Source organism: Actinotalea sp. (assembly GCF_041597215.1).
Taxonomy (GTDB): Bacteria; Actinomycetota; Actinomycetes; order Actinomycetales; family Cellulomonadaceae; genus Actinotalea.
Window position 1 is genome coordinate 1 of record NZ_JBFHHB010000013.1, and the last position, 24849, is coordinate 24849.

A 24849-nucleotide genomic window follows, 5' to 3' on the forward strand; every position below is an offset into this window, starting at 1 on the left:
GCGATGGCTCGCGACGAACACGTCGACGACGTCGATGCTCCCGGGCACCTGGGTCAGCGAGGTGTAGCCCTGCTCGCCGTGGACCGTCTGGGCCGCCGGGTGAACGGGCACCGTCGTGTGGCCGAGCGACTGGAGGTAGGCCGCGACACCGTACGCGGCGCGCGCGGTGTTCGTGGAGAGCCCGACGACCGCCCCGCGCGCGGGGGTGGCCAGCAGGGAGGTGAGGACCTCGTCGGAGGTGGGCGCTGTGCTGCTCATGGCCTCAGCGAAGCACATCCGGGCCTGGGACCTGCACCTCGGACGGAGCGGTGGGGGTGGCCGGCACCGTCGACTCGTCGGCGACCGGGAGCGTGAGGCGGAAGGTCGCCCCGGAACCGGGCCCGGGAGACATGGCCGTCAGGTCCCCGCCGTGGTCGCGCGCCAGGCCCCTGGCGATCGTCAGGCCGATACCGGAGCCGTCGGAGCGACGAGCCGCACCCCCCGGGGCCCGGTAGAAGCGCTCGAACACCCGCTCGAGGTCCTCCGGTGCCAGGCCCACCCCGGTGTCGGACACCTCGACGACGGCCGTCGTGCCCTGCCGGCCGACCCGCAGGTCCACGGTGCCGGTGCCTGCGGGGCCGCCCGAGCAGGCGACCAGCGCATTGCCCAGGAGGTTGGTGAGGATCTGGGAGATGCGGTCGGGATCGACCCGGACGGTGATCGCCGGCGCGGGATGGACCCGCAGGCGCACCCCGGCGTCGTCGAACTGAGGGGCGAGCCGGGCCCCGACCCGCGCGACCAGGGGGGTGAGGTCCGTCGGCACGACGCGCAGCTCGGTCCTGCCCTCCTGCGCGCGAGAGAGAGCCGAGAGGTCCTCGGCCAGCCGCCGCAGCCGGCGCAGCTCCTCGGCGACAGCGGCCAGGGTCGCGTCGTCGGGGGCGAAGACACCGTCGACCATTCCCTCGACGTAGCCCTCTGCTGCGGTCAGCGGGGTGCGCATCTCGTGCGCGACCTCGCCGAGCAGCCGGACGCGCCGGGTCTCGGTCTCGGCGAGCGCCGACGCGAGGGTGTTGACGTCCTGGGCGAGCGCTGCGAGCTCGGGTTCGGCGGGTACCTCGACGCGGGAGTCGTAGTGCCCGGCCGCGATCCTGCGGGTCGTCGCCCGCACGGCGTCGAGCGGGGTGACCAGTCGTCGGGTCACGAATGCCGCTGCCGCGCCCGCGGTGACCGCGGCGATGACGGCGCCCACGACGAGCGAGGTGTCGAGGGCGTCGAGGAGTGCGGTGCGGGTGGCGGCCTGCCCGGCCGACCCTCCGTGCTCGGGCCCGCCACTGAACATATGACCCATGCTCCGGTCGAAGAGCTGCGGTGCGAGCAGGCGGACGCTCGCCCAGGTCACTGCCACGCCGACGGCGAGGACCAGCAGGTACGAGACCGCGAGCCGGACCGGGAGGCGCGCCTTCACCGCGGGGTCCCGGTGAACTTGTAGCCGACCCCGCGCACGGTCGAGACGAAGCGGGGCGCGGTGACGTCGTCGCCCAGCCGGGAGCGGATGGAGCGGATGTGCACGTCGACCACGCGCTCGTCGCCGAAGAAGTCGCCGCCCCAGACCTGGCGCAGCAGCTGGGCACGGGACCAGACCCGTCCCGGCGAGCCGGCGAGGGTGGCCAGCAGGTCGAACTCGAGACTCGACAGCGTCACCGGGACCTGGTCGACGGTGACCTCGCGCCGCTCGGGGTCGATGCTCAGCCCGTCGAAGTGCAGGGCGCCGTCGGGAGCTGTGCGCCCTGCGGCGCGTCGCAGCACGACACCCACCCGGGCGGTCACCTCGCGTGGGCTGAACGGCTTGGTGACGTAGTCGTCCGCTCCGACGGCGAGGCCGATGAGGGTGTCCACCTCCTCGGCGCGAGCCGTGACGAGGATGACCGGGACCTGGCTCGTGGCCCGCACCCGGCGGAGCACCTCGAGCCCGTCGACGCCGGGGAGCATGACGTCGAGGAGGACGAGATCGGGGCTCTCGCGCCGGAGGAGGTCGAGGGCCTCCTCCCCGGAGGAGGCCTCCAGGACGCGGTACCCGTCGGCCTCGAGGTAGCCGCGCAGCACCGCACGGATGTGCGGCTCGTCGTCCACCACGAGAACGGTGCGCATCGGCCCTCCTCGGCTCAGGCTAGCGGCGAGGACCGGTCTTCCGGTCCTCGCCGCAACGGCTCGGCTCTCAGCTGCTCGCGTGCATCCGCTCCCGGTGCTGCTCGCGGTCGCCGCCGGGCGTCCCGAGCCCGTCGCGCTCGCGCAGCCGGTCCTGGTCCCGGTCAGCCGTGGCGTCGTCGGCGTACGGGCAGGTGGTCGGGTCGCCGGTGCCGCCCTCGCGCATCCCGTAGCCGCGTCCGTTGCCCTCGCCCCGCGCCGGCCGCGACTCGGGCCCGGTCGTCACGGCGTCGTCGGCGCCGTCCTCCGTGCCGGTAGCCGACTGCTGAGCCCACTGGAGGGGGGTCCACCCGTCGGCGCTCTGGGCCGCGGAGGCGACGCCGGCGCCGGCGAGGGTGAGCCCGAGGGCGATCCCTGTCGCACCGAGGGTCCTGGTGAGGCTCATTTCGTCTCCTTCGTCGGGTCCTGCCTGTGCCTCCAGCCTGACGCTCGTGCATGAGGCGCCCACCGGTCGGCGCATGAAGCCTTGATGAAGGCCGCGAGCGGGGTCCGTGCGGCACCGCGCCCGTCCCGCTTGACGGATGTGCGGGGGAGGTGGACGGTGAAAGAGCACGGTTCCTCGAGGAGGTGCCGAGATGCTGGTCCGGCCGGACACCGAGCGTTCCGGGGCCCCCGCTGCGCCCATCCGGTCCGGAACCGGGTTCGGATCTCTCGCCGTCGGCGTCGACGTCGTGGCCATCACCCGATTCGAGCACCTGTGCGCGCTCCGCGGGGCCGACCTCGTGGCGCGCGTGTTCACCCCGCACGAGGTCGCGACCTGCCGGGGGGACACGGCACGACTGGCTGCCCGGTTCGCGGCGAAGGAGGCCGTCGCCAAGGCCCTGGGCAGCGGGATCGGTCAGGTCTCCTGGCGGGAGATCGAGGTCCGGACCGGTGTGGCAGGCGGGCCGGGACTGCTGCTCACCGGAGCGGCGCGGGACCGAGCGCGCGCCGCAGGGCTGGAGGACTGGGCCGTGAGCCTGAGCCATGACGCGGACCGTGCCGTCGCCGTCGTCATCGCGCGGACCAGCGCGTCGCACCTCGGCGGCCGAGAGGAGACCCCATGAGCTACGCCGTGATCCACAAGGACCCGCAGACGCTGCGCGTCCCGCCGAACCTCGGCCCGGAGCTCGATCGTGCGGCGTTCTCCTGGTCGACGGCGAGGGAGTGGCTCGACGGGCTCCCCGGCGGTGGCCTCAACATCGCGTACGAGGCGGTCGACCGGCATGCGGTGGGCCCGCTCGCCTCGAAGGTGGCGATCCGGTGGCTGGGCAGGCACGGCGAGCACGAGGACCTGACGTACCTCGACCTGGCACGCCGGACGAACCGCTTCGCCGGGGTCCTGGACGGGCTCGGCCTGCGTCAGGGGGACGCGGTCTTCACGCTGTGCGGGCGGGTCCCCGAGCTGTACGTCGCCGTCCTCGGGACGCTCAAGGCGGGCGGGGTGATCTGCCCCCTCTTCTCGGCCTTCGGCCCGGAGCCGGCCCGTGCCCGGCTGGCGATCGGGGAGGGCAGGGTGCTGGTGACCACCCGCGCTGCCTACGAGCGCAAGATCGCCGGGATCCGTGAGTCGCTGCCGCGACTCGAGCACGTGCTGCTCCTCGACGTCGCGGCGGACGAACCACGTCCGCCCGGCACCCGGTGCCTCGAGGAGCTCATGGCAGCGGCGAGCGACGAGCACCCCGTCGTGGCGACCGGCCCGGAGAGCCCCGCCCTTCTGCACTTCACCAGCGGGACGACGGGGACGCCCAAGGGTGCGGTCCACGTCCACGAGGCCGTCGTGATGCACCATGCCACCGGCCGGTTCGCCCTCGACCTGCATCCGGACGACGTGTACTGGTGCACGGCCGATCCCGGCTGGGTCACCGGGACCTCGTACGGGATCATCGCGCCGCTGACCCATGGCGTGACGAGCGTGGTCGACGAGGCCGAGTTCGACGCGGAGCGGTGGTACGCGATCCTCCAGGACGAGCGGGTGACGGTCTGGTACACCGCTCCCACGGCCATCCGTCGGCTCATGCGCCTGGGTGAGGACGCCGCCCGCGCCGCCGACCTCAGCGCGCTGCGCTTCGTCGCCAGCGTGGGTGAGCCGCTCAACCCCGAGGCCGTCGTCTGGGGCGAGAGCGTCCTGGGGCTGCCGATCCACGACAACTGGTGGCAGACGGAGACCGGCGGGATCATGATCGCCAACACGATCGCGACGGACATCAAGCCCGGGTCGATGGGCCTGCCCCTGCCAGGGGTGGAGGCCGCCGTCATGCGCCGCGGTCCGCACGGCACCGTCCTGCGCGACGGGGAGAGCGGCGCCGTCGCCCCGACCGGGACCGAGGGGGAGCTCGCCCTGCGCCCCGGCTGGCCCTCGATGTTCCGCGGGTACCTGCACGACGACGAGCGCTACAGCCGCTGCTTCGCCGGAGGGTGGTACCTCACCGGTGACCTGGTGACGCAGGACGCCGACGGGTACCTGTGGTTCCTCGGGCGGTCGGACGACGTCATCAAGTCCTCCGGGCACCTGATCGGGCCCTTCGAGGTCGAGAGCGCCCTGCTGGAGCACCCGGCGGTGGCGGAGGCCGGGGTGATCGGCAAGCCCGACCCGATGGCAGGCGAGATGGTCAAGGCCTTCGTCGTCCCGGCGCGGGGAGTCGCCCCGGACGCAGCACTCGAGCGCGAGCTCATCGGCTTCGCCCGGAAGCGGCTGGGAGCCGCGGTCGCCCCGCGTGAGCTGTCCTTCGTCCAGGACCTGCCGCACACGCGCAGCGGGAAGATCATGCGCCGCCTGCTGAGGGCGCGGGAGCTGGGCCTGGAGATCGGCGACCTGTCCACCCTCGAGGGAGAGGACCCGACATGACCTCGACACTGCCGACCGGGCGGAGCGGCCTCGACCAGTGGGACGGGGTGCTGCTGCTGCGCGAGATGCTGCGCATCCGCCGCTTCGAGGAGCGCTGCGTCGAGCTCTACAGCGCGAGCAAGATCCGGGGCTTCATGCACCTGTACATCGGCGAGGAGGCCGTCGCGACGGGCGTGATGCAGGCGCTGCGGCCGCAGGACGCGGTCGTGTCCACGTACCGGGAGCACGGGCACGCCCTGGCCAGGGGGCTCGACCCGAAGGCGATCATGGCCGAGATGTACGGCCGGGTCGAGGGGTGCAGCCGCGGGCGCGGCGGGTCGATGCACCTCTTCGACGCCGACGCCCGGTTCTACGGCGGCAACGCCATCGTGGCCGGCGGGCTGCCGCTGGCCGTCGGGCTGGCGCTCGCGGACTCGCTGCGCGGTCGCGACGTGGTGACGGCCTGCTTCTTCGGCGAGGGGGCGGTCGCCGAGGGCGAGTTCCACGAGGCGATGAACCTCGCGGCGCTCTGGTCGCTACCGGTCCTCTTCTGCTGCGAGAACAACCTCTACGCGATGGGCACGGCGCTCGGCCGGTCGGAGTCCCAGACCGACCTGACCATCAAGGCGTCGTCGTACGAGATGTCGGCCTGGGCGGTCGACGGCATGGACGTGCTCGCCTGCGCGGACGCGGCGCGGGAGGCCGTCGAGCTGGTGCGGGGCGGCGGTGGGCCGTGCTTCCTGGAGTTCCGGACCTACCGCTTCCGCGCCCACTCGATGTACGACCCCGAGCTCTACCGCTCCAAGGAGGAGGTCGCCGAGTGGAAGACGCGCGACCCCCTGGACGCCCTGGCCCGGCGGCTGCGCGAGGACGGCCTGCTCAGCGACGCCGGCCGCGACGCGATGGAGCGCGAGGTCGAGGCCGAGGTCGACGAGGCCGTCGCCTTCGCCGAGGCCGGGACGCTGGAGCCCGTCGAGGACCTCACCCGCTTCGTCTACCGGAGGGACGTGCCATGACCACGGCCACAGGGGTGCGCGAGACGACGTTCCGCGACGCCTACCGCGAGGGGATCCGGGACGCGCTGATCCGCGACGACGCAACCTTCCTCATGGGGGAGGACGTGGGTCGCTACGGCGGCTGCTTCGGGGTGAGCAAGGGCCTGCTCGAGGAGTTCGGGCCCGAGCGGGTCCGTGACACGCCGCTGTCGGAGTCGGGGTTCGTCGGGGCAGGCATCGGGGCCGCGATGAACGGGATGCGGCCGATCGTCGAGGTCATGACGGTCAACTTCAGCCTGCTCGCGCTGGACCAGATCATGAACAACGCCGCGTCGATGCTGCACATGTCGGGTGGGCAGATCAACGTGCCGGTGGTCATCCGGATGACGACCGGCGCCGGCCGACAGCTCGCTGCCCAGCACTCGCACAGCCTCGAGGGCTGGTACGCCCACATCCCGGGCATCCGGGTGCTGGCCCCCGGGACGCTCGAGGACGCGCGCGGCATGCTCTGGACGGCCCTCCAGGACCCGGACCCGGTGCTGATCTTCGAGAACGGTGCGATGTACCCCGTCTCCGGGCCGCTTCCCGCGAACGCCGGGCCGGTCGAGATCGACCATGCCGCCGTGCGGCGCCACGGTGAGGACCTGAGCCTGATCACCTACGGAGGCTCGGTGCCGCGCGCCATGCTCGCCGCCGAGACGCTCGAGGAGGAGGGGATCTCGGCCGAGGTGCTGGACCTGCGCACGCTGCGTCCGCTCGACGGCGCGGCGATCCTGGGCACGGTGGCCCGCACGCACCGCGCGCTCGTCGTCGACGAGGGCTGGCGCAGCGGGAGCCTCGCGGCCGAGGTGTCGGCCCGGATCATGGAAGGCGCCTTCTACGAGCTCGAGGCGCCGGTCGCCCGGGTGTGCGCGGCCGAGGTGCCCATTCCCTTCGCCCAGCACCTGGAGCAGGCGGCCATTCCTCAGCCGGAGACGATCGTCGCGGTCGCGCGGGGGCTGGTGAGGGGCGATGGCTGAGTTCCGGATGCCGGCTCTCGGCGCCGACATGGAGTTCGGCACCCTGATCGCCTGGCACATGGCGGTGGGTGACCACGTCGCGAAGGGCGACGTGGTCGCCGAGGTGGACACGGACAAGTCCGTGATCGACGTCGAGACGTTCACGACCGGGACGGTGGAGGAGCTCCTCGTCGAGGTGGGCACACGGGTCCCGGTCGGGACGCCGCTGGCGAGGATCCGCGAGGACGACTCCGCGCCGGGATCGGCCCCTGCGGCCGGGGGAGTGGCGCCCGTGGAGACGGCCGCCGCCGAGGCGCCCCCGTCGCCGCCGGCCTCCGTCGGTGCGGGGCCGCCGGGGCAGGCGCACCACCGCGCCTCGCCGCTGGCGCGCCGTCACGCGAAGGCCCTCGGCGTCGACCTCGCCGACGTGACCGGTACCGGCCCCGACGGCGCCGTGACGACAGCCGACGTCGAGCGTCACGCCGCCGCGAGGGACGCAGCGGACGCGGTGCCCGCACCGTCGGAGGAGTCGGTCGCGCCCTCGCAGACGGTGGTCGCGCCGTCGCCCGACCTGGCACGCGGGACCCCGGAGGCCGCGGCCGCGCCGCTCTCCGGGGCCGACCGCCAGGCGGCGCTGCGGCGTGCCGTCGCCGCGTCGATGGCCCGGTCCAAGCGCGAGATCCCGCACTACTACCTCTCGTCCGACATCGACATGTCGCGAGCGGTCGGCTGGCTCACCGAGCACAACGTCTCCGTCCCGGTGACCGAGCGCCTGCTGCCTGCCGTGCTGCTGCTCAAGGCGACCGCACTGGCACTGCGGGAGAGCCCCGACCTCAACGGTCTGTGGGAGGGGGAGGCCTTCCACCGGTCCGACGCGATCCACCTGGGGATGGCGGTCGCGCTGCGCGGCGGCGGTTTGGTCGCGCCGGCGATCCACGACGCGGACACCAGGAGCCTGCCCGAGCTGATGGCCGCGCTGCGTGACCTCGTCGCGCGGGCGCGCTCCGGTCGGCTGCGCTCCTCGGAGATGTCCGACCCGACCGTCACGGTCACCAGCCTCGGCGACCAGGGCGTGGACGCCGTGCTCCCGGTGATCTACCCGCCGCAGGTCGCGATCGTCGGCTTCGGCCGGATCAGGGACCGGGCCTGGGCGGTCGACGGCCTGCTGGGCGTGCGGCCGGTCCTCACCGCGAGCCTCGCCGCCGACCACCGCGTCACCGACGGGCACATCGGGGCGCTCTTCCTCACCGCGCTCGACCGACTGCTGCAACGACCGGAGGATCTGTGATGGACGACGGCCGGCTCCGCGAGACGGTGCTCCGGGTTCTCGGCGAGGTCGCACCCGAGGTCGACGTGTCCGACGTCGACCCTGGCGAGGACCTGCGCGAGCAGTTCGACCTGGACTCGATGGACATCCTCAACCTGGCCATCGGCCTCTTCCAGGCGACCGGGGTCGAGATCCCGGAGAAGGACTACCGTCAGATCGTCACCGTCGACGGCTGCGTGGACTACCTCGCCCGGACCGCCGGCAGCTCGTGACGTCAGCTGCACCAGGCGAACAGCTCGGGACTCGTCGTGTGCAGCGTGACGACCTGGCCGAGGGACAGGAAGGAGCCCTCGGGGAGGTCGGCGAAGATGGGACCGGCGACCGGGTCGGCGAGGGTCGAGTAGTCGATCGACTTCTGCGCGGCCGCCTGCAGGAGGCCGAGGTCCTTGAGCGTGCCGATCCCGGCCTGGACACAAGCGGCACCGGCGTTCTTCGGAGCAGCGGCTGCGGGAGCAGCGGCGAGTCCAGCGGTCAGGGCGACGGCACCGGCGACGACGGCGATCTTCTTGAACATCGGTCCTCCTTGATCGGTGTGGCGACGGCCCAGCGGCAGTGCGTGACCGTCCTGCATCCCTTCTACGGCCGCTGTGCCGTCCGTGGATGCACCCTGGAGCAGCGGGATTCCCGATCGGGCCCCGCTTCAAGGCTGCGCCCGAACCGTCCTGAGCCGGCCCAGGGACGGCGTGCCCGCTCGCCGTCTACCGGACGGTGACCGCCACCTCGTGCCAACCGGTCGCCCCGTCGGGGACCACCGGTCGCTCCTCCTGCGTCTGCACGCCGTTCTCGGCGTCGGCGGCGCGCACGCGCAGCGTGTGGCGACCGGGGGTGGCCTCGGGCCAGCGCCAGGACCACTGCCGCCAGGTGTCGATGGAGATCTCACCGCCGAGGGTCGCCTGCTCCCACGGCCCGTCGTCGACCTGGACCTCCACGCCGACGATCCCGGTGTGCTGGGCCCATGCCGTGCCGCCGACGTCGACGGGACCTGCCGGGACGCTGCTGCCGGCAGCAGGCACCTCGATCCGTGAGGCGGTCTTGATCGGGCCGCGTTCGGACCAGCCCCGGACGGTCCAGTACGCCTGGGCGTCGGCGAAGCGGGTGACCTCGAGGTCCACCACCCACTTCGTCGCCGAGACGTAGCCGTACAGGCCCGGGACGACCATCCGGACGGGGGAGCCGTGCCTGGCGGGGAGCGGCTCGCCGTTCATGCCGACGGCGAGCAGGGCGTCGCGGTCGTCGGTGAGCGCCTCGAGGGGGGTCGAGGCCGTGAATCCGTCGGCGCTGCGGGAGAGCACCATGTCCGCACCGGCCTGGGGGCCCGCCATCGCCAGGACCTCCCGCACCGGGAGCCCCAGCCACTTCGCGTTCCCGGCAAGGCTCCCGCCGATCGGGTTCGACACGCAGGTGAGCGTCACGTAGCTCTCCACGAGGTCGCGTGCGAGCAGGTCGTCGAAGGTGAGCCGGATCTCGCGATCGACGAGTCCGTGCACCCGCAGCTCCCAGCTGTTCGCGTCGATCTGCGGCACGGTGAAGGCCGTGTCGATCCGGTAGAAGTCCTCGGTGGCCGTCACCACGTCGACGACCCCGGCGACGGGTGACTGGGCGTCGAGCGGGACGGGGGGAGCCGGGCGCGCGGCGGTCGGCAGGAGGATCCTGCGGACGGCCGTGGCCGTGCTGCGGGCCCCGGAGACGATGCTGCCCGCCGCAGTGCTGAGGGCGGTACCGACGCCGACGGCCATCGCGGTGCGCAGGAAGGTCCGTCGGCTCGCCCCGGCGGCTGTGGACGGGCGCTCGTCACCGGGACCGACCGCCGTGCGACCCGTGGCGGAGCGCGCCGGCGGCGCGAGGCGGGTGACCAGTGCCTGGAGTGCGAGCATGCCCGCGACGGCTCCGACGACGCTGGGGACGGCGGCGAGGGATCCCGTCTGCGGGCGCGTCACCGCTGCGAGGCCAGCCACCGCACCGAGCAGCACGACGACGAGCTGCCCGGCGGGCAGGCGTCGCTGGGCGACGATCCCGGTCAGAGCCGCGACGGCCAGGATCACCACCGCCATGCCGACTCCGAGTGCCAGCTTGTCGTTGAGACCGAAGGCGGCGATCGCCGCCTCCTTCAGCCACTCCGGGGTGAGGTCGATGAACGCGTCGCCCAGCGCGGGGAGCGGGCTGGCCGGCGGGTCGACGATCGCGGCCACCAGATGCGCGACCCCGAGGGTCAGCCCGGCCGCGAGCACACCGGAGAGGGCCGCCCCGCGGCGCTGCCGGGCCGGGGACGGCGCGTCGTCGAGCGGGTTCATGGTCCTCCAGTGCCTCGTGCTGCATTCCCACGGTCGGGGCGCGGGCCTCAGGGTCGACCGTCACCGCGTCTGGTCGGGACCCGGTGCCGCATGTGCCTGGTGTTCGCGGGCCGACGCCCCGCGGATTGGTCGCTCGTCAAGGGTCTATCGTCGCTGGCACCCGTCGCCCTGTCCGGCCGCCCGCCCGGTCGATCGTGACCGGGCCCGAGTGTCCGGTGCAACTGGTGGCAACCGATTGCATGTCCCGGGTCGTGCTGACGAGCATGGAGAGCGACGGCTTCCCGGAGCCGAGTGTCACTGAAGACCGGGACCGCCCCACCCAGAGCTCAAGGCAGAGCCCAACAGGAAGTCATCCCTCATGCGCAGAACTCCCATCGTCCTCGCGGCGCTCGCCGGTAGTGCCGCCCTCGTGCTCGCCGGCTGCAGCGGCAGCGACTCCGCCGACTCCGGTTCGGGCGAGTCCCGGACCCTCCGTCTGGCGATCAACCAGACCGAGGACTACCCGTCGACCATCGCGCTCAACAGCTTCGGCGAGCGGCTCGACGCCGCGACCGACGGTCGCTGGGCGATCGACGTGTACGCCAACGAGCAGCTCGGCGCGCAGGCAGAGGCCCTGCAGCTGGTCTCCGACGGCGCCGTCGACCTGGCCATCGTCGCCGGGCCGCAGCTCGAGAACCTCAACAAGGACTTCGTCGTCTTCAACCTTCCCGGTGTCTTCGAGAGCGACGAGCACGAGATGGCCGTCGTGAACGACGAGGAGATCACCGGTGACCTCTACTCCTCGCTCGAGGACCAGAACATCACCGTCATCGGTGGATTCACCGCCGGCATGCGTGGTGTGTACACCAAGGAGGGTCCGATCATGACCCCGGCCGACCTCGCCGGGATGAAGATCCGGGTCCAGGAGACCGACACCATGGTTCGGATGATCGAGCTCATGGGTGCCACCGCCACCCCGATGGCGTTCGGCGAGGTCTACACCGCGCTGCAGTCCGGCGTGATCGACGGTGCCGAGAACGCCGAGCCGTCCTACACGACCCAGAAGCACAACGAGGTCGCGAAGTACTACTCCTACACGAACCACCTCATCAACTCCGACTACCTGGTCATCAACACCGACCTGCTGGCGTCGATGTCGGACGAGGACAAGGAGCTCTTCCGCGCCGAGTGGGACGCCACCCTCGTCGAGTACATGGAGCTGTGGGACCAGTCGATCGAGGACGCGATCGCCGCTGCCGAGGCCTCCGGCGTGACCTTCACGATCCCGGACAACGCCGCCTTCGCCGAGGCCCTTGCGCCGCTCGCTGCTGAGACCATCACGAACGACGTCCAGCAGAAGCTCTACGACGACGCGAAGGCACTGGCCAAGTGAGCAACGGCCCCGAGAAGTCCGAGCCAGCCTGGCTCGGATCGGCACGAACGTTCAGCCGGTCCTTGGACAGAGTCATCTCGATCGCGTGCATCGTCCTGTTCGCCGCCCTCGTGCTCACGGTCGTCTGGCAGGTCATCGCCCGCCAGGTGCTCCAGAACCCGAGTGTGTGGTCGGAAGAGCTCGCTCGCTACGTGTTCGTCTGGCTCGGATTTTTCGGGGCCGCCCTCGTCTTCTCGGAGCGAGGACATATCGCCATGGACTTCCTCGTCCGCAAGCTGCCGAACCGGTGGCTGCGGGTGGCGCTGATCCTGGCGCAGCTCGCGATCAGCGGGTTCATCGCGGTCGTCTTCGTCTGGGGCGGGCTCCGGTACGTCGAGCAGGCGTGGACCCAGTCCCTCTCCGCCCTTCCGCTGACCGTCGGCCCGATGTTCCTCGTCATGCCGATCAGCGGCGCCCTGATCATCTGGTACTCGGTGCTGCACCTCGTGGAGGCGCTCACCAGCGCCACTCCCCGGGACCTGCTGGTCGCCGAGGACGTCCCGGTGATCGCTCCGCCCACCACCGACACCCTCGACGAGGGCCCGTCGTCCGACACCAGCAAGGAGGCCTAGTCCATGGACACCGCCAGTCTTGTCGGGCTGATCCTCCTCATCGGCATCTTCGGGTGCATCGCGCTCGGCTTCCCGATCGCCGTGTCGATCGGCCTGCCCTCGCTCGTCGCGATCGTGACCCTTGTCGGCTTCGACAGCGCCCTGATCGCCTCCCCGCAGCGCGTCTTCACCGCCGTCAACAACTTCACCCTGCTCGCGATCCCGTTCTTCGTCCTCGCGGGCGTGCTGATGAACTCCGGCGGTATCGCAGGCAGACTCGTCGACGCCGCCAAGGTCATGGTCGGCAAGATGCCGAGCTCCCTCGCGCAGACGAACGTCGTCGCGAACGCCATGTTCGGGGCGGTCTCCGGTGCAGCCGTGGCGGCAGCGGCCGCCGTCGGCTCGGTGATGACTCCGCGGATGGTCAAGGAGGGCTACAACCGGCCGTTCTCCGCAGCGGTCAACGTCGCGTCCGCACCCGCCGGGATGCTCATCCCGCCGTCGAACACGCTCATCGTGTACTCGCTGGCCTCGAGCACGTCGATCGCGGCGCTGTTCATGGCCGGTGTCGGCCCGGGCCTGCTGTGGACCGTCGTCGTCATGGTCGTGGCATTCATCGGCTCCCGTCGCTTCGGCGGGAACGTGGCGACGGCACACGTCTCGTTCGGCCAGGGTCTGCTCGTCCTGTGGCGTGCGTTCCCCTCGATGCTGATGATCGTCATCGTCATCGGCGGGATCCTCACGGGCCAGTTCACCGCGACGGAGTCCTCGGCGATCGCCGTCGTGTACTGCCTCGTGCTGGGCTTCGCGTACCGCACCGTCAAGGTCGCCGACCTCCCGAAGATCCTCCTCGCGGCGGCACGGACGACGGCGATCGTCATGCTCCTGGTGGGCGTCTCTGGTCTGCTCTCCTGGGTCCTGTCGTTCGCCCGGATCCCGCAGCTGGTGGCCGACGGCCTCCTGGGTCTCTCGGACAACCAGTTCGTCATCACCCTCCTCATGCTGGTGATCCTGCTGGTCGTGGGGATGTTCATGGATCCCGTCCCGGCGATCCTCATCTTCACGCCGATCTTCCTGCCGCTGTGGATCACCTTCGGCCTGAGCCCCATCCACTTCGGAACGGTGATCACCTTCGCCTTCTGCCTGGGCGTGATCACCCCACCGGTCGGCAACGTCCTGTTCGTCGGGTCGATGATCGCCGGACTACGGGTGGAGCCGGTGATCCGCCGACTCCTGCCGTTCTTCTTCGGCCTGGCGGTCGCTCTGCTCATCACCGCGTTCCTTCCGGCGCTCAGCACGTGGCTGCCCATCCAGATGGGACTCATGGCGCCGACCTGACAGGTCCCGACCGGAAGCCCACGGCTCCGCCCTCCAGCGGAGACGTGGGCTTTCGTCGATCATCGGCGTCTGCGGCCGTGCTCCTGCCGACCCTCTCCCCGGCCACGCCCGGGCCTCATGATTGCGAGAACCGATGTCCTCCTTGTCGTCACCTGCCCACACCGCGTGGCTCGAGGCCGAGTCCCTGCGCCTGCTCGACTTCGCGCGTGCGGCCGTCGTCCCCGACGGGGGCTTCGGCTGGCTCGACACGAAGGGGCGCACGACACCCGGCGAGCCCCAGTACCTCTACGTGACCGGTCGCATGACCCATGTCTGGGCGCTCGGGACGCTGCTCGGCGTCCCCGGAGCCGAGGCGCTCGTCGACCACGGCCTCGCCGCCCTGCGCGAGCGCTTCGCCGACCCGGAGCACGGCGGGTGGTTCACCTCGCTGGACGAGCACTCCCGGCCGCTCGACGACCGCAAGGCCTCCTACCCGCAGAGCTTCGTCGTGCTGGCAGGTGCCTCGGCCTCGATCGCCGACAGGCCGGGGGCCGCGGAGCTCCTCGAGGAGGCGCTCGCCTCGATCGACCGGCACTACTGGGACGAGGAGTTCGGCGCGGTCAGCGAGCAGTGGGACCGGGCGTACCGGGAGCCGCTGGCCTACCGCGGGCTCAACGCCAACATGCACATGCTCGAGGCCTACCTCGCCGCGTTCTCGGCGACCGGCGACCCCGTCCTGCTCGAGCGCTGCGTTCGCCTGGCGAGCCGTGCCGTCGAGGCCGCCCGCGCTCAGGACTGGCGGCTGCCGGAGCACTTCGACGTGCAGTGGGCTCCGATCCTGGACTACAACAGCGAGCGCCGGGACGACCCGTTCAAGCCCTACGGTTCGACCATCGGGCACTGGTTCGAGTGGGCGCGGCTGCTGCTCCTGGTCGAGGCCGCCCAGGTGGAGGCGGGACAGCTGCCGGAGCCGTGGTTGCGGGAGGCCGCTGTCAGCCTCTTCGACAAGGCCGTGGTCGAGGGCTGGAGCGTCGACGGGCGGGACGGCTTCGTCTACACCGTCGACTGGGAGGGCCGGCCCGCGGTGCGCAACCGGCTGCACTGGGTGGTCGCCGAGGCGACGGCCGCAGCGGCGACCCTGCACGCGGTGACGGGGGAGAGCCGTTACGCGACGTCCTTCCAGGAGTGGTGGGACTACACGAAGGCCCGTCTGGTCGACGAGGTCGACGGCTCCTGGCACCACGAGCTGGATGCGCAGGACCGTCCCTCGAGCGTGATCAAGAAGGGGAAGGCCGACGTCTACCACGCTCTCCAGGCCACCCTCATCCCGCGGATCCCGGTCGACCCGGGCGTCGCGCGCGGGCTGCGCAGGGCCTCGGAGGGCTGATCGCACGGCCCCGGCGGCAAACGGTGGCAACCGCTTGCCGCCGGGTGGGCCGTACCCGCTAATTGCTGTCATGGAACAGACGTGGAGATGGTTCGGCCCCAACGACTCGATCACGTTGGCTGACGTGAAGCAGACCGGTGCGACGGGAGTCGTCACGGCGCTGCACGAGGTGCCGAACGGCGAGGTGTGGACGGTCGAGGCGATCGCGGATCGCAAGAAGATGATCGAGGACTCCGGCCTCACGTGGTCGATCGTGGAGTCCATCCCGGTGCACGAGGACATCAAGCGGGGCGGCCCGCTGCGGGACACGTGGATCGCGGCGTACCAGCAGTCGGTGCGGAACCTGGCCACCTGCGGGATCGACGTGGTCTGCTACAACTTCATGCCGATCCTGGACTGGACCCGCACCGATCTGCGGCACGTCCTTCCCGACGGGGGTTGGGCACTGCGGTTCGACCACGTCGCGTTCGCGGCGTTCGACCTCTTCCTGCTCGAGCGCCCCGGTGCAGCGGCCGAGTACGACGAGGCCGACACGGCTGCTGCTCGCGCCTACCTCGACGCGCTGAGCGAGGAGGGCCGTGAGCAGCTGGTGCGGAACATCATCGCCGGCCTCCCCGGTTCGGAGGAGGGCTACACGCTCGACACGCTGCGCGAGATGCTCGCGAGCTACGACGGCATCGACGCCGAGGCGCTGCGCGAGAACCTCGCGTACTTCCTGCGGGCCGTCATCCCGGTGGCCGAGGAGGTCGGCGTCCGGATGGCGATCCACCCGGACGACCCGCCCCGGCCGCTGCTGGGCCTGCCCCGGGTCGTCTCGACCCAGGACGACGCCCGGGCGCTGCTCGCTGCCGCGCCGAGCCCGTCGAACGGGCTGACGTTCTGCGTCGGGTCCTACGGCGTGCGTGCCGACAACGACCTCGTCGCGATGGGTACCGAGTTCGCCTCGAGGATCTACTTCACCCACCTGCGGTCGACCGTCCGCGAGGAGGACCCCCGCAGCTTCCACGAGGGCGTCCACGTCAAGGGCGATGTCGACATGGTGGGTGTGGTCTCCACGCTCGTCACCGAGGAGCGCCGCCGGGCCGTCGAGGGCGGGCCCCGCATCTCGATGCGCCCCGACCACGGACACCAGATCCTCGACGACCAGCACCGCACCAGCAACCCGGGCTACTCGCTCATCGGGCGCCTCAAGGGCCTCGCCGAGGCCCGTGGGCTCGAAGTCGCGGTGAACCGCCTCCTTCCCTGAGGCCACATCCCGACGCGGTCACGACGGGCGCGGCAGCCGGTTCTCGAACCGGTTGCCGCGCCCGTCCGCATTCCCGGTGGTGCCTGGCGCGACGACCCGGACCACGCGCCGGGCGGCGCTCCGACGGTGTCCCGACGGCCCCAGCGACAAACCGCGGCAACCGGTTGCAGACCCGTCGACGGATCGAGACGATCGAGTCATGCCGAGCACACCCGCGACCCTCGCCCTGCACCCGGACCGGCTCCTCCCGGTGGACCCGACCGTCCGCAGCATCGCCCGCAGGCTCTACGAGGCGGTGCGCGAGCTCCCGATCATCTCCCCGCACGGTCACGTCGACCCGCGGATCCTGCTCGACGACGTGCCGTTCGCCGATCCGGCCCAGCTGTTCGTCAGCCCTGACCACTACGTGACCCGGCTCCTGCACGCCTCCGGCGTGCCGCTCGAGGCCCTCGGGGTCGGCCAGGGCCTGCTCTCGGAGCCCGCGGCCCGGGAGGCGTGGCGACTGCTCTGCTCGCACTGGTCCGCCTACCGCGGGACGCCGGTGCGGTACTGGCTCGAGTCCGAGCTGGTCGACATCTTCGGTGTCTCCGTCCGTCCCTCGGCAGCCACCGCCGATGCGATCTACGACCAGATCGCCGGCCGGCTGACCCAGAGCGACTACCGGCCGCGCGCGCTCTTCGACCGGTTCAAGATCTCTGTGCTCGCGACGACCGACGACCCGTGCGACGACCTGTCCGTGCACGCGGCACTGGTCGCCGACCCGACCTGGACGGGCCGGGTCGTGCCGACCTTCCGCCCCGACCGCTACCTCGAGCCCTTCGCTGCGGGGTGGATCGAGGCCGTGCAGCGACTGGGCGAGGTCAGCGGGATCGACACCGGCAGCTATACCGGTTGGGTCAGCGCGATGGAGGACCGGCGGCGGTACTTCATCTCCCACGGAGCCACCGCGACGGACCACTCGCACGCCGACGCCGGGACGGCCCCGCTCGAGAGCGAGGAGGCCGAGCGCATCTACCGCTCGGCCCTCGCCGGCACCGTGACGAGCGACGAGGCCACGGCCCTGCGTCGGCACATGGTGCTCGAGATGGCCAGGATGTCCACCGAGGACGGCCTGACGATGGCCATGCACATCGGGGTGCGTCGCGGCCACCACGGCCCGACCTCCGCACGCTTCGGCGCGGACACCGGGCACGACCTGCCGCTGCGCGGTGACTTCACCGACCCGCTGCGACCCCTGCTGGAGCGGTTCGGGACGCACCCGCGACTGAAGCTCGTGCTCTTCAGCCTCGACGAGACCGCGTTCTCTCGCGACATCGCGCCGCTCGCGGGCTTCTACCCCTCCGTGTACGTCGGTGCGCCCTGGTGGTTCTTCGACGCCCCGGACGGGGTGCGCCGCTGGCGTACGGCGGTCACCGAGACCGTCGGCTTCTCGCGCACCTCCGGCTTCATCGACGACACCCGTGCCTTCTGCTCCATCCCGGCACGCCATGACATGTCCCGCCGCCTCGACAGCGGCCATCTCGCCCAGCTCGTCGCAGAACACCGTCTCGACGAGGACGACGCAACGGAAGCGGCCATCGACCTCGTCAGTGGTCGGCCGCAGGAGGTCTTCCAGCTATGAGGGAACTCGCCCGCACCACGCCCGCACCCCCGGTGCGTCATGTCCACCTCGGCCTGGGGAACTTCTTCCGGGCGCACCAGGCGTGGTTCACGACCCACGCCCCCGAGGCGGACGACTGGGGCATCGCGGCGTTCACGGGACGGTCCGACGAGCACTCGGACGCGTTGGCCGTGGCGCTCAACGAGCAGGACGGGCTGTACACGCTCGTCACCCGCAACGCCGACGGCGACCACCACGAGGTGGTCAGCAGCGTGGTCAAGGTGCACTCCGCCGCTGACCACGCGGCCTGGCTCGCCTACTTCGCCGACCCTCAGGTCCACGTCCTGACGACGACGGTCACCGAGGCCGGCTACGTGCGTGGGCCCGACGGGGGGCTCGACGTCGAGCGGCCGGAGATCGTCGCCGACCTCGCGGCCCTGCGCGCCGACCTGACGTCCCCGGTCGCGACCGCGCCGGCGAAGATCGTCGCGGGTCTCGCGGCCCGAAAGGCGGCTGGTGCGGGAGCGCTCACGGTCGTCCCCTGCGACAACCTCCCCAGCAACGGCGCCGCCATCGAGCGCGTCGTCACCGACTTCGCGGCGCTGCTCGACCCGGAGCTCGCAGCGTGGATCGCTGACACCGTCTCGTTCGTCACGACGATGGTGGACCGGATCACTCCCCGTCCGACGGCCGAGGACATCGAGGGTGCCCAGCGCGCGACGGGCGTGAACGATCGCGCCGTCGTCGTCACGGAGCCGTTCTACGAGTGGGTGATCTGTGGCACCTTCGTGGCCGACCGTCCGCGGTGGGAGGACGCAGGTGCGACGTTCACCGACGACGTCGACCCCTTCGAGGACCGCAAGCTCTGGCTGCTCAACGGCGCCCACTCGATCCTCGCCTACGCGGGCTCGATCCGCGGCCACGTGACCGTCGCGGACGCCATGCGCGACGAGACCTGCCGGACCTGGCTGCAGGAGTGGTGGTCCACGGCCATCCCGTACCTGCCCCAGCCGGCCGGTGACAACGCCGCCTACGCTGCCGCCCTGGTCGAGCGCTTCGCGAACCCGCAGATCCACCACCGGCTGGACCAGATCGCCGCCGACGGGTCGCAGAAGCTCCCGATCCGGATCCTGCCGACCCTGCGCCGGGAGATCGCCGCAGGTCGGATGCCCGCCGGTGCCACCCGACCCCTCGCGGCCTGGGTCTGCCACCTGCGCGGGAACGGTGCCGCCGTGACCGACGGGCGGGCGGAGACCTTCGTCCCGCTCGCGGTCGGACCCCTGCGGGAGGCGGTGCACGCCGTCCTCACCGAGCTCGACCCGGAGCTCGCCGCGAACGACGCGCTGGTGGACGCCGTCACCGCCCAGGCGGGCGAGCTCGACCGGAACTGACCGGTTCCGGACGGACGGAGCGCATCGGCCGTGTCGTGCTCGCACGACGCGGCCGATGCTGCGTCCGTCCTCAGGCGCGGGGCGCCGCGTCGCGGGTGCGCGGTGTCCGGCGCGGCCCGGTCGACTCCCGGACGAGCAGCTCGGTCGTGACCATCGCCGGGCGGATCGGGTCCCTGGTGGCTCGTGAGCGGCCGGGCATGAGCCGCGCCTGCCTCGTCGCCTCGAGCACGGTCCTGACCGCGACCTCTCCCAGGAGACGGAGCGGGGAGGCGACGGTCGTCAGCGGTGGGGTGCAGAAGTCGGACCCGAAGATGTTGTCGACCCCGATCACGCTGACATCGCCCGGAACCTCGAAGCCGTGCTGCGTGAGCCCACGCATCAGCCCGATCGCCAGCAGGTCGTTGTAGGTGACGACGGCCGTCGTCGGCTTCTCGGCGAAGTCGACGAGGGCGGCGAGCCCGCCCTCCACCGTCGGCGCGTACGGTCCGATGCGTCGGGCCGTCATGTCGAGCTCGAACGCCGCCTCGCGGATCGACCGCCAGCGCATCCCGTCCGCCCAGGAGGCCTCGGGACCCGCGACGTAGGTCACCACCCGGTGCCCCAGCGTGCCGAGGTGCTCGACGGCGCGGCGCATCCCGCGTGCGTTGTCGACCACGAGGCTGGGCACGTCCGTCATCTGGCGGTTGAGCACGACGGTGGGCCGCTGCTTGGCGATCATCCGGATGGCGTTGTCCGACATCCGCGAGTTCGCCAGCAGGATCGCGTCGACCAACGGGATCGCCCGGTCGATCGCGGTCCGCTCGTCCTTGGACGACTCGTCGGTGTTCACCAGCAGGATCACGTAGCCGGCCTCGGCGGCAGCCGCCTCGACCCCCCGGATGATCTCGAAGAAGAAGGGGTTCGTCACGTCGGAGACGACCAGGGCCAGCAGCGAGGTGCGACCCGTCGGGAGCGCTCGGGCCATGGGGTTGACCCGGTAGCCCATCTCGGCCGCGATCACCTGGATGCGCTCGGCGGTCTCGGCATTGACCCGTCCGGGCCGGGAGAAGGCTCGCGAGACGGTGGAGGGTGCCACCCCTGCGGCCGCCGCGACGTCGTAGATCGTGGGCTGGCGCCGCTCGGGCTGCGCGTCCTCCTCGGCGTGGTCCACGGCCGCGAGTCTACCGCTGCCGAGTCCCGCGACTGCCGGGACGGGACCACCGGACCCGCTCGTGACCTGCGCAGACGCACCTCGTGCCGACGACGGAGCCCCCCACCACCCGTGGGTGGTGGGGGGCTCCGCGGATCAGGGCTTCAGGAACGGATGCTCTCGACCTCAGCAGTCGTAGTAGAGCTCGAACTCGTGCGGGTGCGGGCGCAGCCGGATCGGGTCGATCTCGTGGGTCCGCTTGTACTCGATCCACGTCTCGATGAGGTCGGGCGTGAAGACGCCGCCCTCGGAGAGGTAGTCGTGGTCGGCCTCGAGCGCGTCGAGGGCCTCACCCAGCGAGGCCGGGACCTGCTGGATGGCGGCGTGCTCCTCGGGGGGCAGCTCGTACAGGTCCTTGTCGACCGGCTCCGGCGGCTCGATCTTGTTCTTGATGCCGTCCAGGCCCGCCATCAGCATGGCGGCGAAGGCCAGGTACGGGTTGGACGACGGGTCGGGCACGCGGAACTCGATGCGCTTGGCCTTGGGGTTCGAGCCGGTGACCGGGATGCGCACGCAGGCGGAGCGGTTGCGGGCCGAGTAGACCAGGTTGACCGGTGCCTCGTAGCCGGGGACCAGGCGGTGGTAGCTGTTCACCGTCGGGTTGGTGAAGGCGAGCAGCGAGGGGGCGTGCTTGAGCAGGCCGCCGATGTACCAGCGCGCCATGTCGGACAGGCCGCCGTAGCCCTTCTCGTCGTAGAAGAGCGGCTCGCCGTCCTTCCAGAGCGACTGGTGGCAGTGCATGCCGGAGCCGTTGTCGCCGAACAGGGGCTTCGGCATGAAGGTGACCGTGCGGCCGCTCTCGTGGACGACGTTCTTCACGACGTACTTGAAGAGCATGACCTTGTCCGCCGAGACGGCGAGCGAGTCGAAGCGGTAGTTGATCTCCGCCTGGCCGGCGGTGCCGACCTCGTGGTGCGAGCGCTCGACCTCGAGGCCGAGCTTGTCCAGCTCGACGCAGATCTTGTCGCGCAGGTCGGCGAAGTGGTCGACCGGGGGGACCGGGAAGTAGCCGCCCTTGTAGGGGGTCTTGTGGCCGAGGTTGCCACCGTCCTCCTTGCGGCCCGTGTTCCACGCGGCCTCGATGGAGTCGATGTGGTAGTAGCTCTCCGACTGGCTCGTGAAGAACCGGATGTCGTCGAAGATGTAGAACTCGGCCTCGGGGGCGAAGAAGGCCGTGTCGGCGATCCCGGTCGACTTGAGGTACGCCTCGGCCTTCGCAGCCACCTGGCGGGGGTCGCGGCTGTAGGGCTCGTCGGTGTACGGGTCGACGATCGACATCGTCACGTTCAGCGTCTTCTCGGTGCGGAACGGGTCGAGGTAGGCGGTCTTGATGTCGGCGAGAAGCTTCATGTCCGACTCGTGGATCGCCTGGAAGCCGCGGATCGACGAACCGTCGAACATCTGGCCGTCGGTGAAGAAGGCGGCGTCCACCGTCGAGGCGGGGACGTTGAAGTGCTGCATCACGCCAGGCAGGTCGCAGAAGCGGACATCGACGAACTTGACATCCTCCTCCTTGATGAAGGCGATGACCTCGTCAGCGGAACTGAACATCCGGTGTTCTCCCTTGGCACGGCGATGGGTCGGCGTCGACAGCGACGCTAGGCCCCAGCCGTTTCCCTTCGATGTACCTCGTGTTTCGGCAGGGTTTCGGACCGCAGGAGCGGGGACGGCGGGTCAGCCGTTCCCTGCGTACGCTGGTCCGATGTCACCACGACGGGAGGACTTCGGGGCCTGGCTGGAGGGTACTCCCGGGGGGAGCGCCTCGGGACAGGAGACCGGATACCGGCGCCCCGCCTCCGGACCGGGATCCTCGGCGCCCATGGGCCGTCGCGCGGTCGCGCTCGTCGTCGACTGGGTGCTGAGCATGGCCGTCGCGTCGGTGTTCTGGCCCGATCCGGAGGCGATCGGCCCCCGGTTCCTCGGGGCCGAGCCCACCGCGACCCTGCTCGTCTTCGTCGTCTCGACGATCCTGCTCGTCGGCCTTCTCGGGCACTCGGTGGGGCACCGACTGCTCGGCCTGCGCGTCGCGCGACTCGTCGCGATCCCCGCGGGCCCCGGTGCGGGTGCCCCGCAGCAGGGCGCAGCTCAGCGCGCTGCCGCCGACGGTCCTCCCGGTCCGGTGGCGGCGGCCGTGCGGACGGCACTCCTGGCGCTCGTCATCCCGGCGGTGGTCTGGGACCGGGACGGACGAGGGCTGCACGACGTCGCGGCCCGCACGGTGATCGTGCGGCGCTGACGACTGGCGGGAACCCTCAGCGCATGCCCTTGCGGTCGGGGCGTGCGCGCGTCGGGTCGATGCCCTTCGGGACGGGCAGACGCGGGCCGCCGAGTGCGCGAAGGCGCTTGGAGACCTCGGCGACCTCCTGCTTGGTGAGCGTGTTGCGCAGGCGCTGGACCGAGCGAGGGAGCTTGCGCAGGGCGACCTTGTCGGGCCCGTCGCCCACCTGCATCAACGTGACCGGCACGTTCGGCAGGATGCGGTTGAGCTTCTTGCGCTCCGACTCGAGCAGCCGGTCGACGCGGCCGGAGGTCCCCTCGCCCACCAGGACGATCCCGGCCCTGCCGACGCCACGGAACACGAGGTCCTGGGTGCGCGGGTCGATGGCAGCGGGCTCCTCGGGGAAGTCCCAGCCGCGGCGGATGGTGCGCAACGCCGACAGCGAGGCTCCCGGCTGCCCCTCGATCTGCCGGTAGGCCGCCGTCTCGGCGCGGCGCGCGAGGAGGAACATGGCGGCGAGCGCGGCGAACGGCAGGCCGAGGACGAGCAGGTAGACGACCTGGCCGGTGATCAGGCCGATGACCAGGGCGAGCGCCAGCACGCCGACGAAGCTGGCCAGGAGCCACCAGGTCACGGCCGGATCGGCCCGGCGGGTCATCTGGTACGCCTGCCACACCTGGTGGTACCAGCGGGTCTTGCGCACCTTGGCGGGCTTGCCCCCGGAGGGCGTGGGGGAGGACGAGCGATCACGGGCCATGGGGCAGGAGTCTACTGGGAGACCGTGCCGCCTCTGCCGGACCCGATGTCGCGTCCCGGCAGCGGGGCGATCAGGCCGGGCTCAGGCGGAGTCGCGCCAGACGACCGGGCTCTTGAGCAGGATTCCCGAGCGCTCGACCTGCTCGCCGCGCAGCTGGGCGAGGACCACCTCCGCGGCGCGCCGGCCCAGTCCCTTGGCCGGCTGGTGGACGGTGGAGAGCGCCGGCCGGCTGCGGCGAGCGAAGGAGCTGTCGTCGAAGCCGACGATGCCGACGTCCCGGGGGACCGAGCGGCCGGCCGCCCTGAGCGCCTCCATCGCACCCGCGGCGACGGCGTCCGACGCTGCGAAGACGCCGTCGATCGAGGGTTCGCGACGGAGGAGCTCCTCCATCCCGCTGACCCCGAGCCCGTACTCGTACAGCGGGACCTCGGCCACGAGCCGTTCGTCGAAGCGCTCGCCGAGGGCCAGCTTGAAGCCCTCCAGCCGGTCGGCGCCGGAGTCCCTGTCCAGGGCGGCGGCGATCATCCCGACCTTGCGACGTCCGGTGGCGAGCAGTCGCTCGGTGATGGCGCGGGCAGAGGCGAGGTTGTCGATCCCGACGTAGGGCATGTCCCGCAGCTCAGGAGGGTGCCCGACGAAGGTCGTCGGCAGGCCCAGTCGCGTCACGACCTCGGTGATCGGGTCGTGGGAGCGGGCGGAGACGATGATCGCCCCGTCGACGAAGCCCCCCGCGAGGTACCGGCTGACCCGTTCGGTGTCCCGGGCGGAGTCGATCACCAGGCAGACCATCTGGTAGTCCGCGAGCGAGAGCGCCTCGTTGGCGCCGAGCATCACGTTGCCGATGTTCGGGTCGTTGAGGAACAGGGAGTGGGGCTCGTGCGCGAGGAAGGCGATCGCCTGGGTCCTGCGGCGCACGAGGTTGCGTGCAGCGGTGTTGGGGACGTAGCCGACCTTCTTGATGGCCGACTCGATGGCGGATCTCGACTCGGGGGAGACGTACCCGCCGTTGAGCACGCGGCTGACCGTGCCCCGTGAGACGCCCGCGGCCGCGGCGACGTCGTGCACTGTCGCGCGGGACCGGCGGTCGGGGGGTGGCACGTCGGTCACCATATCGCTGCGGTGGGCTTGACGTCCGGTCGTCGCCCTGCCAGTGTGTGCACGTTCACAGATTACTCGACGAC

At 71.4% G+C, this 24849-nt stretch carries 24 protein-coding genes; 14 read left to right on the forward strand and 10 right to left on the reverse strand.

Annotated elements, in window-relative coordinates; genetic code table 11:
- The 4 genes from ABWK99_RS02205 to ABWK99_RS02220 form a co-directional block, all read right to left on the reverse strand.
- Positions 1-258 (reverse strand): CoA-binding protein (locus ABWK99_RS02205; RefSeq protein WP_372593055.1); only part of this gene is annotated, 258 nt, incomplete at its 3' end.
- A gap of 4 nt (positions 259-262) precedes the next feature.
- Positions 263-1444, reverse strand: coding sequence for a sensor histidine kinase (locus ABWK99_RS02210; RefSeq protein WP_372593056.1), 1182 nt, complete (start codon positions 1442-1444; stop codon positions 263-265).
- Entirely contained in the window at positions 1441-2127 is a 687-nt protein-coding gene (locus tag ABWK99_RS02215; RefSeq protein WP_372593057.1) for a response regulator, read from the reverse strand. Before ABWK99_RS02215 ends, ABWK99_RS02210 begins: the two co-directional genes overlap by 4 nt.
- A gap of 67 nt (positions 2128-2194) precedes the next feature.
- Entirely contained in the window at positions 2195-2569 is a 375-nt protein-coding gene (locus tag ABWK99_RS02220) for a hypothetical protein (protein ID WP_372593058.1), read from the reverse strand.
- A 190-nt stretch (positions 2570-2759) separates the two neighbouring features.
- Here ABWK99_RS02220 and acpS point away from each other — a divergent pair, with 190 nt between their 5' ends.
- From acpS to ABWK99_RS02250, 6 genes are read left to right on the forward strand one after another with little or no spacing between them, the layout of a single operon-like run.
- Positions 2760-3230 carry a holo-ACP synthase gene (acpS, locus tag ABWK99_RS02225; RefSeq protein ID WP_372593059.1) on the forward strand — a complete coding sequence of 157 codons (471 nt, stop codon included), beginning with the start codon at positions 2760-2762 and terminating at the stop codon, positions 3228-3230.
- Positions 3227-5011, forward strand: a complete 1785-nt coding sequence (gene acsA, locus ABWK99_RS02230; RefSeq protein ID WP_372593060.1) for an acetate--CoA ligase — start codon at positions 3227-3229, stop codon at positions 5009-5011. Before acpS ends, acsA begins: the two co-directional genes overlap by 4 nt.
- Entirely contained in the window at positions 5008-6006 is a 999-nt protein-coding gene (pdhA, locus tag ABWK99_RS02235) for a pyruvate dehydrogenase (acetyl-transferring) E1 component subunit alpha (protein ID WP_372593061.1), read from the forward strand. The genes acsA and pdhA overlap by 4 nt, the downstream gene beginning before the upstream one ends.
- Entirely contained in the window at positions 6003-7004 is a 1002-nt protein-coding gene (locus tag ABWK99_RS02240; protein WP_372593062.1) for an alpha-ketoacid dehydrogenase subunit beta, read from the forward strand. Before pdhA ends, ABWK99_RS02240 begins: the two co-directional genes overlap by 4 nt.
- Positions 6997-8271, forward strand: a complete 1275-nt coding sequence (locus tag ABWK99_RS02245; RefSeq protein WP_372593063.1) for a dihydrolipoamide acetyltransferase family protein — start codon at positions 6997-6999, stop codon at positions 8269-8271. The genes ABWK99_RS02240 and ABWK99_RS02245 overlap by 8 nt, the downstream gene beginning before the upstream one ends.
- A complete protein-coding gene (locus ABWK99_RS02250) occupies positions 8271-8522 on the forward strand; it encodes an acyl carrier protein (protein ID WP_372593064.1) in 252 nt (83 codons plus the stop codon). The genes ABWK99_RS02245 and ABWK99_RS02250 overlap by 1 nt, the downstream gene beginning before the upstream one ends.
- Before the next feature lie 2 nt (positions 8523-8524).
- On the opposite strand, the gene ABWK99_RS02255 is transcribed toward ABWK99_RS02250, so the two are convergent.
- Positions 8525-8824 carry a hypothetical protein gene (locus tag ABWK99_RS02255; protein WP_372593065.1) on the reverse strand — a complete coding sequence of 100 codons (300 nt, stop codon included), beginning with the start codon at positions 8822-8824 and terminating at the stop codon, positions 8525-8527.
- A 184-nt stretch (positions 8825-9008) separates the two neighbouring features.
- On the reverse strand, positions 9009-10601 hold the full coding sequence (locus ABWK99_RS02260) for a molybdopterin-dependent oxidoreductase (protein WP_372593066.1): 1593 nt from the start codon (positions 10599-10601) through the stop codon (positions 9009-9011).
- Between the two features lie 358 nt (positions 10602-10959).
- Here ABWK99_RS02260 and ABWK99_RS02265 point away from each other — a divergent pair, with 358 nt between their 5' ends.
- From ABWK99_RS02265 to ABWK99_RS02295, 7 genes are all read left to right on the forward strand, one after another.
- Positions 10960-11973 carry a TRAP transporter substrate-binding protein gene (locus tag ABWK99_RS02265; RefSeq protein WP_372593067.1) on the forward strand — a complete coding sequence of 338 codons (1014 nt, stop codon included), beginning with the start codon at positions 10960-10962 and terminating at the stop codon, positions 11971-11973.
- Between the two features lie 62 nt (positions 11974-12035).
- A complete protein-coding gene (locus tag ABWK99_RS02270) occupies positions 12036-12584 on the forward strand; it encodes a TRAP transporter small permease (RefSeq protein WP_372593068.1) in 549 nt (182 codons plus the stop codon).
- Positions 12585-12587: 3 nt separating this feature from the next.
- The gene (locus ABWK99_RS02275) at positions 12588-13901 is read left to right on the forward strand and encodes a TRAP transporter large permease (RefSeq protein ID WP_372593069.1); all 1314 of its coding nucleotides are present in this window, start codon (positions 12588-12590) and stop codon (positions 13899-13901) included.
- Between the two features lie 133 nt (positions 13902-14034).
- Entirely contained in the window at positions 14035-15267 is a 1233-nt protein-coding gene (locus ABWK99_RS02280) for an AGE family epimerase/isomerase (protein WP_372593070.1), read from the forward strand.
- 70 nt (positions 15268-15337) lie between these two features.
- Positions 15338-16513 (forward strand): mannonate dehydratase, encoded by a 1176-nt coding sequence (uxuA, locus tag ABWK99_RS02285; RefSeq protein ID WP_372593071.1) that lies wholly within the window; start codon positions 15338-15340, stop codon positions 16511-16513.
- 199 nt (positions 16514-16712) lie between these two features.
- Positions 16713-18134 (forward strand): glucuronate isomerase, encoded by a 1422-nt coding sequence (uxaC, locus tag ABWK99_RS02290; RefSeq protein WP_372593072.1) that lies wholly within the window; start codon positions 16713-16715, stop codon positions 18132-18134.
- Positions 18131-19504 (forward strand): mannitol dehydrogenase family protein, encoded by a 1374-nt coding sequence (locus ABWK99_RS02295; RefSeq protein WP_372593073.1) that lies wholly within the window; start codon positions 18131-18133, stop codon positions 19502-19504. Before uxaC ends, ABWK99_RS02295 begins: the two co-directional genes overlap by 4 nt.
- 70 nt (positions 19505-19574) lie before the next feature.
- Here the strand turns inward: ABWK99_RS02295 and ABWK99_RS02300 are convergent, their stop codons facing one another.
- Positions 19575-20654 carry a LacI family DNA-binding transcriptional regulator gene (locus tag ABWK99_RS02300; RefSeq protein ID WP_372593074.1) on the reverse strand — a complete coding sequence of 360 codons (1080 nt, stop codon included), beginning with the start codon at positions 20652-20654 and terminating at the stop codon, positions 19575-19577.
- Between the two features lie 165 nt (positions 20655-20819).
- Positions 20820-22244: a type I glutamate--ammonia ligase gene (glnA, locus tag ABWK99_RS02305; RefSeq protein WP_372593075.1), complete on the reverse strand. Its 1425-nt coding sequence runs from the start codon at positions 22242-22244 to the stop codon at positions 20820-20822.
- A gap of 268 nt (positions 22245-22512) precedes the next feature.
- Between glnA and ABWK99_RS02310 the strand changes: the two genes are divergently transcribed.
- Positions 22513-22929 carry an RDD family protein gene (locus ABWK99_RS02310; protein ID WP_372593076.1) on the forward strand — a complete coding sequence of 139 codons (417 nt, stop codon included), beginning with the start codon at positions 22513-22515 and terminating at the stop codon, positions 22927-22929.
- Between the two features lie 16 nt (positions 22930-22945).
- Here ABWK99_RS02310 and ABWK99_RS02315 read toward each other — a convergent pair whose 3' ends face one another.
- Both ABWK99_RS02315 and ABWK99_RS02320 read right to left on the reverse strand, forming a co-directional pair.
- A complete protein-coding gene (locus ABWK99_RS02315; protein WP_372593077.1) occupies positions 22946-23668 on the reverse strand; it encodes a DUF4191 domain-containing protein in 723 nt (240 codons plus the stop codon).
- Positions 23669-23749: 81 nt separating this feature from the next.
- The gene (locus ABWK99_RS02320) at positions 23750-24778 is read right to left on the reverse strand and encodes a LacI family DNA-binding transcriptional regulator (protein ID WP_372593078.1); all 1029 of its coding nucleotides are present in this window, start codon (positions 24776-24778) and stop codon (positions 23750-23752) included.
- Between the last annotated feature and the right edge of the window lie 71 nt (positions 24779-24849).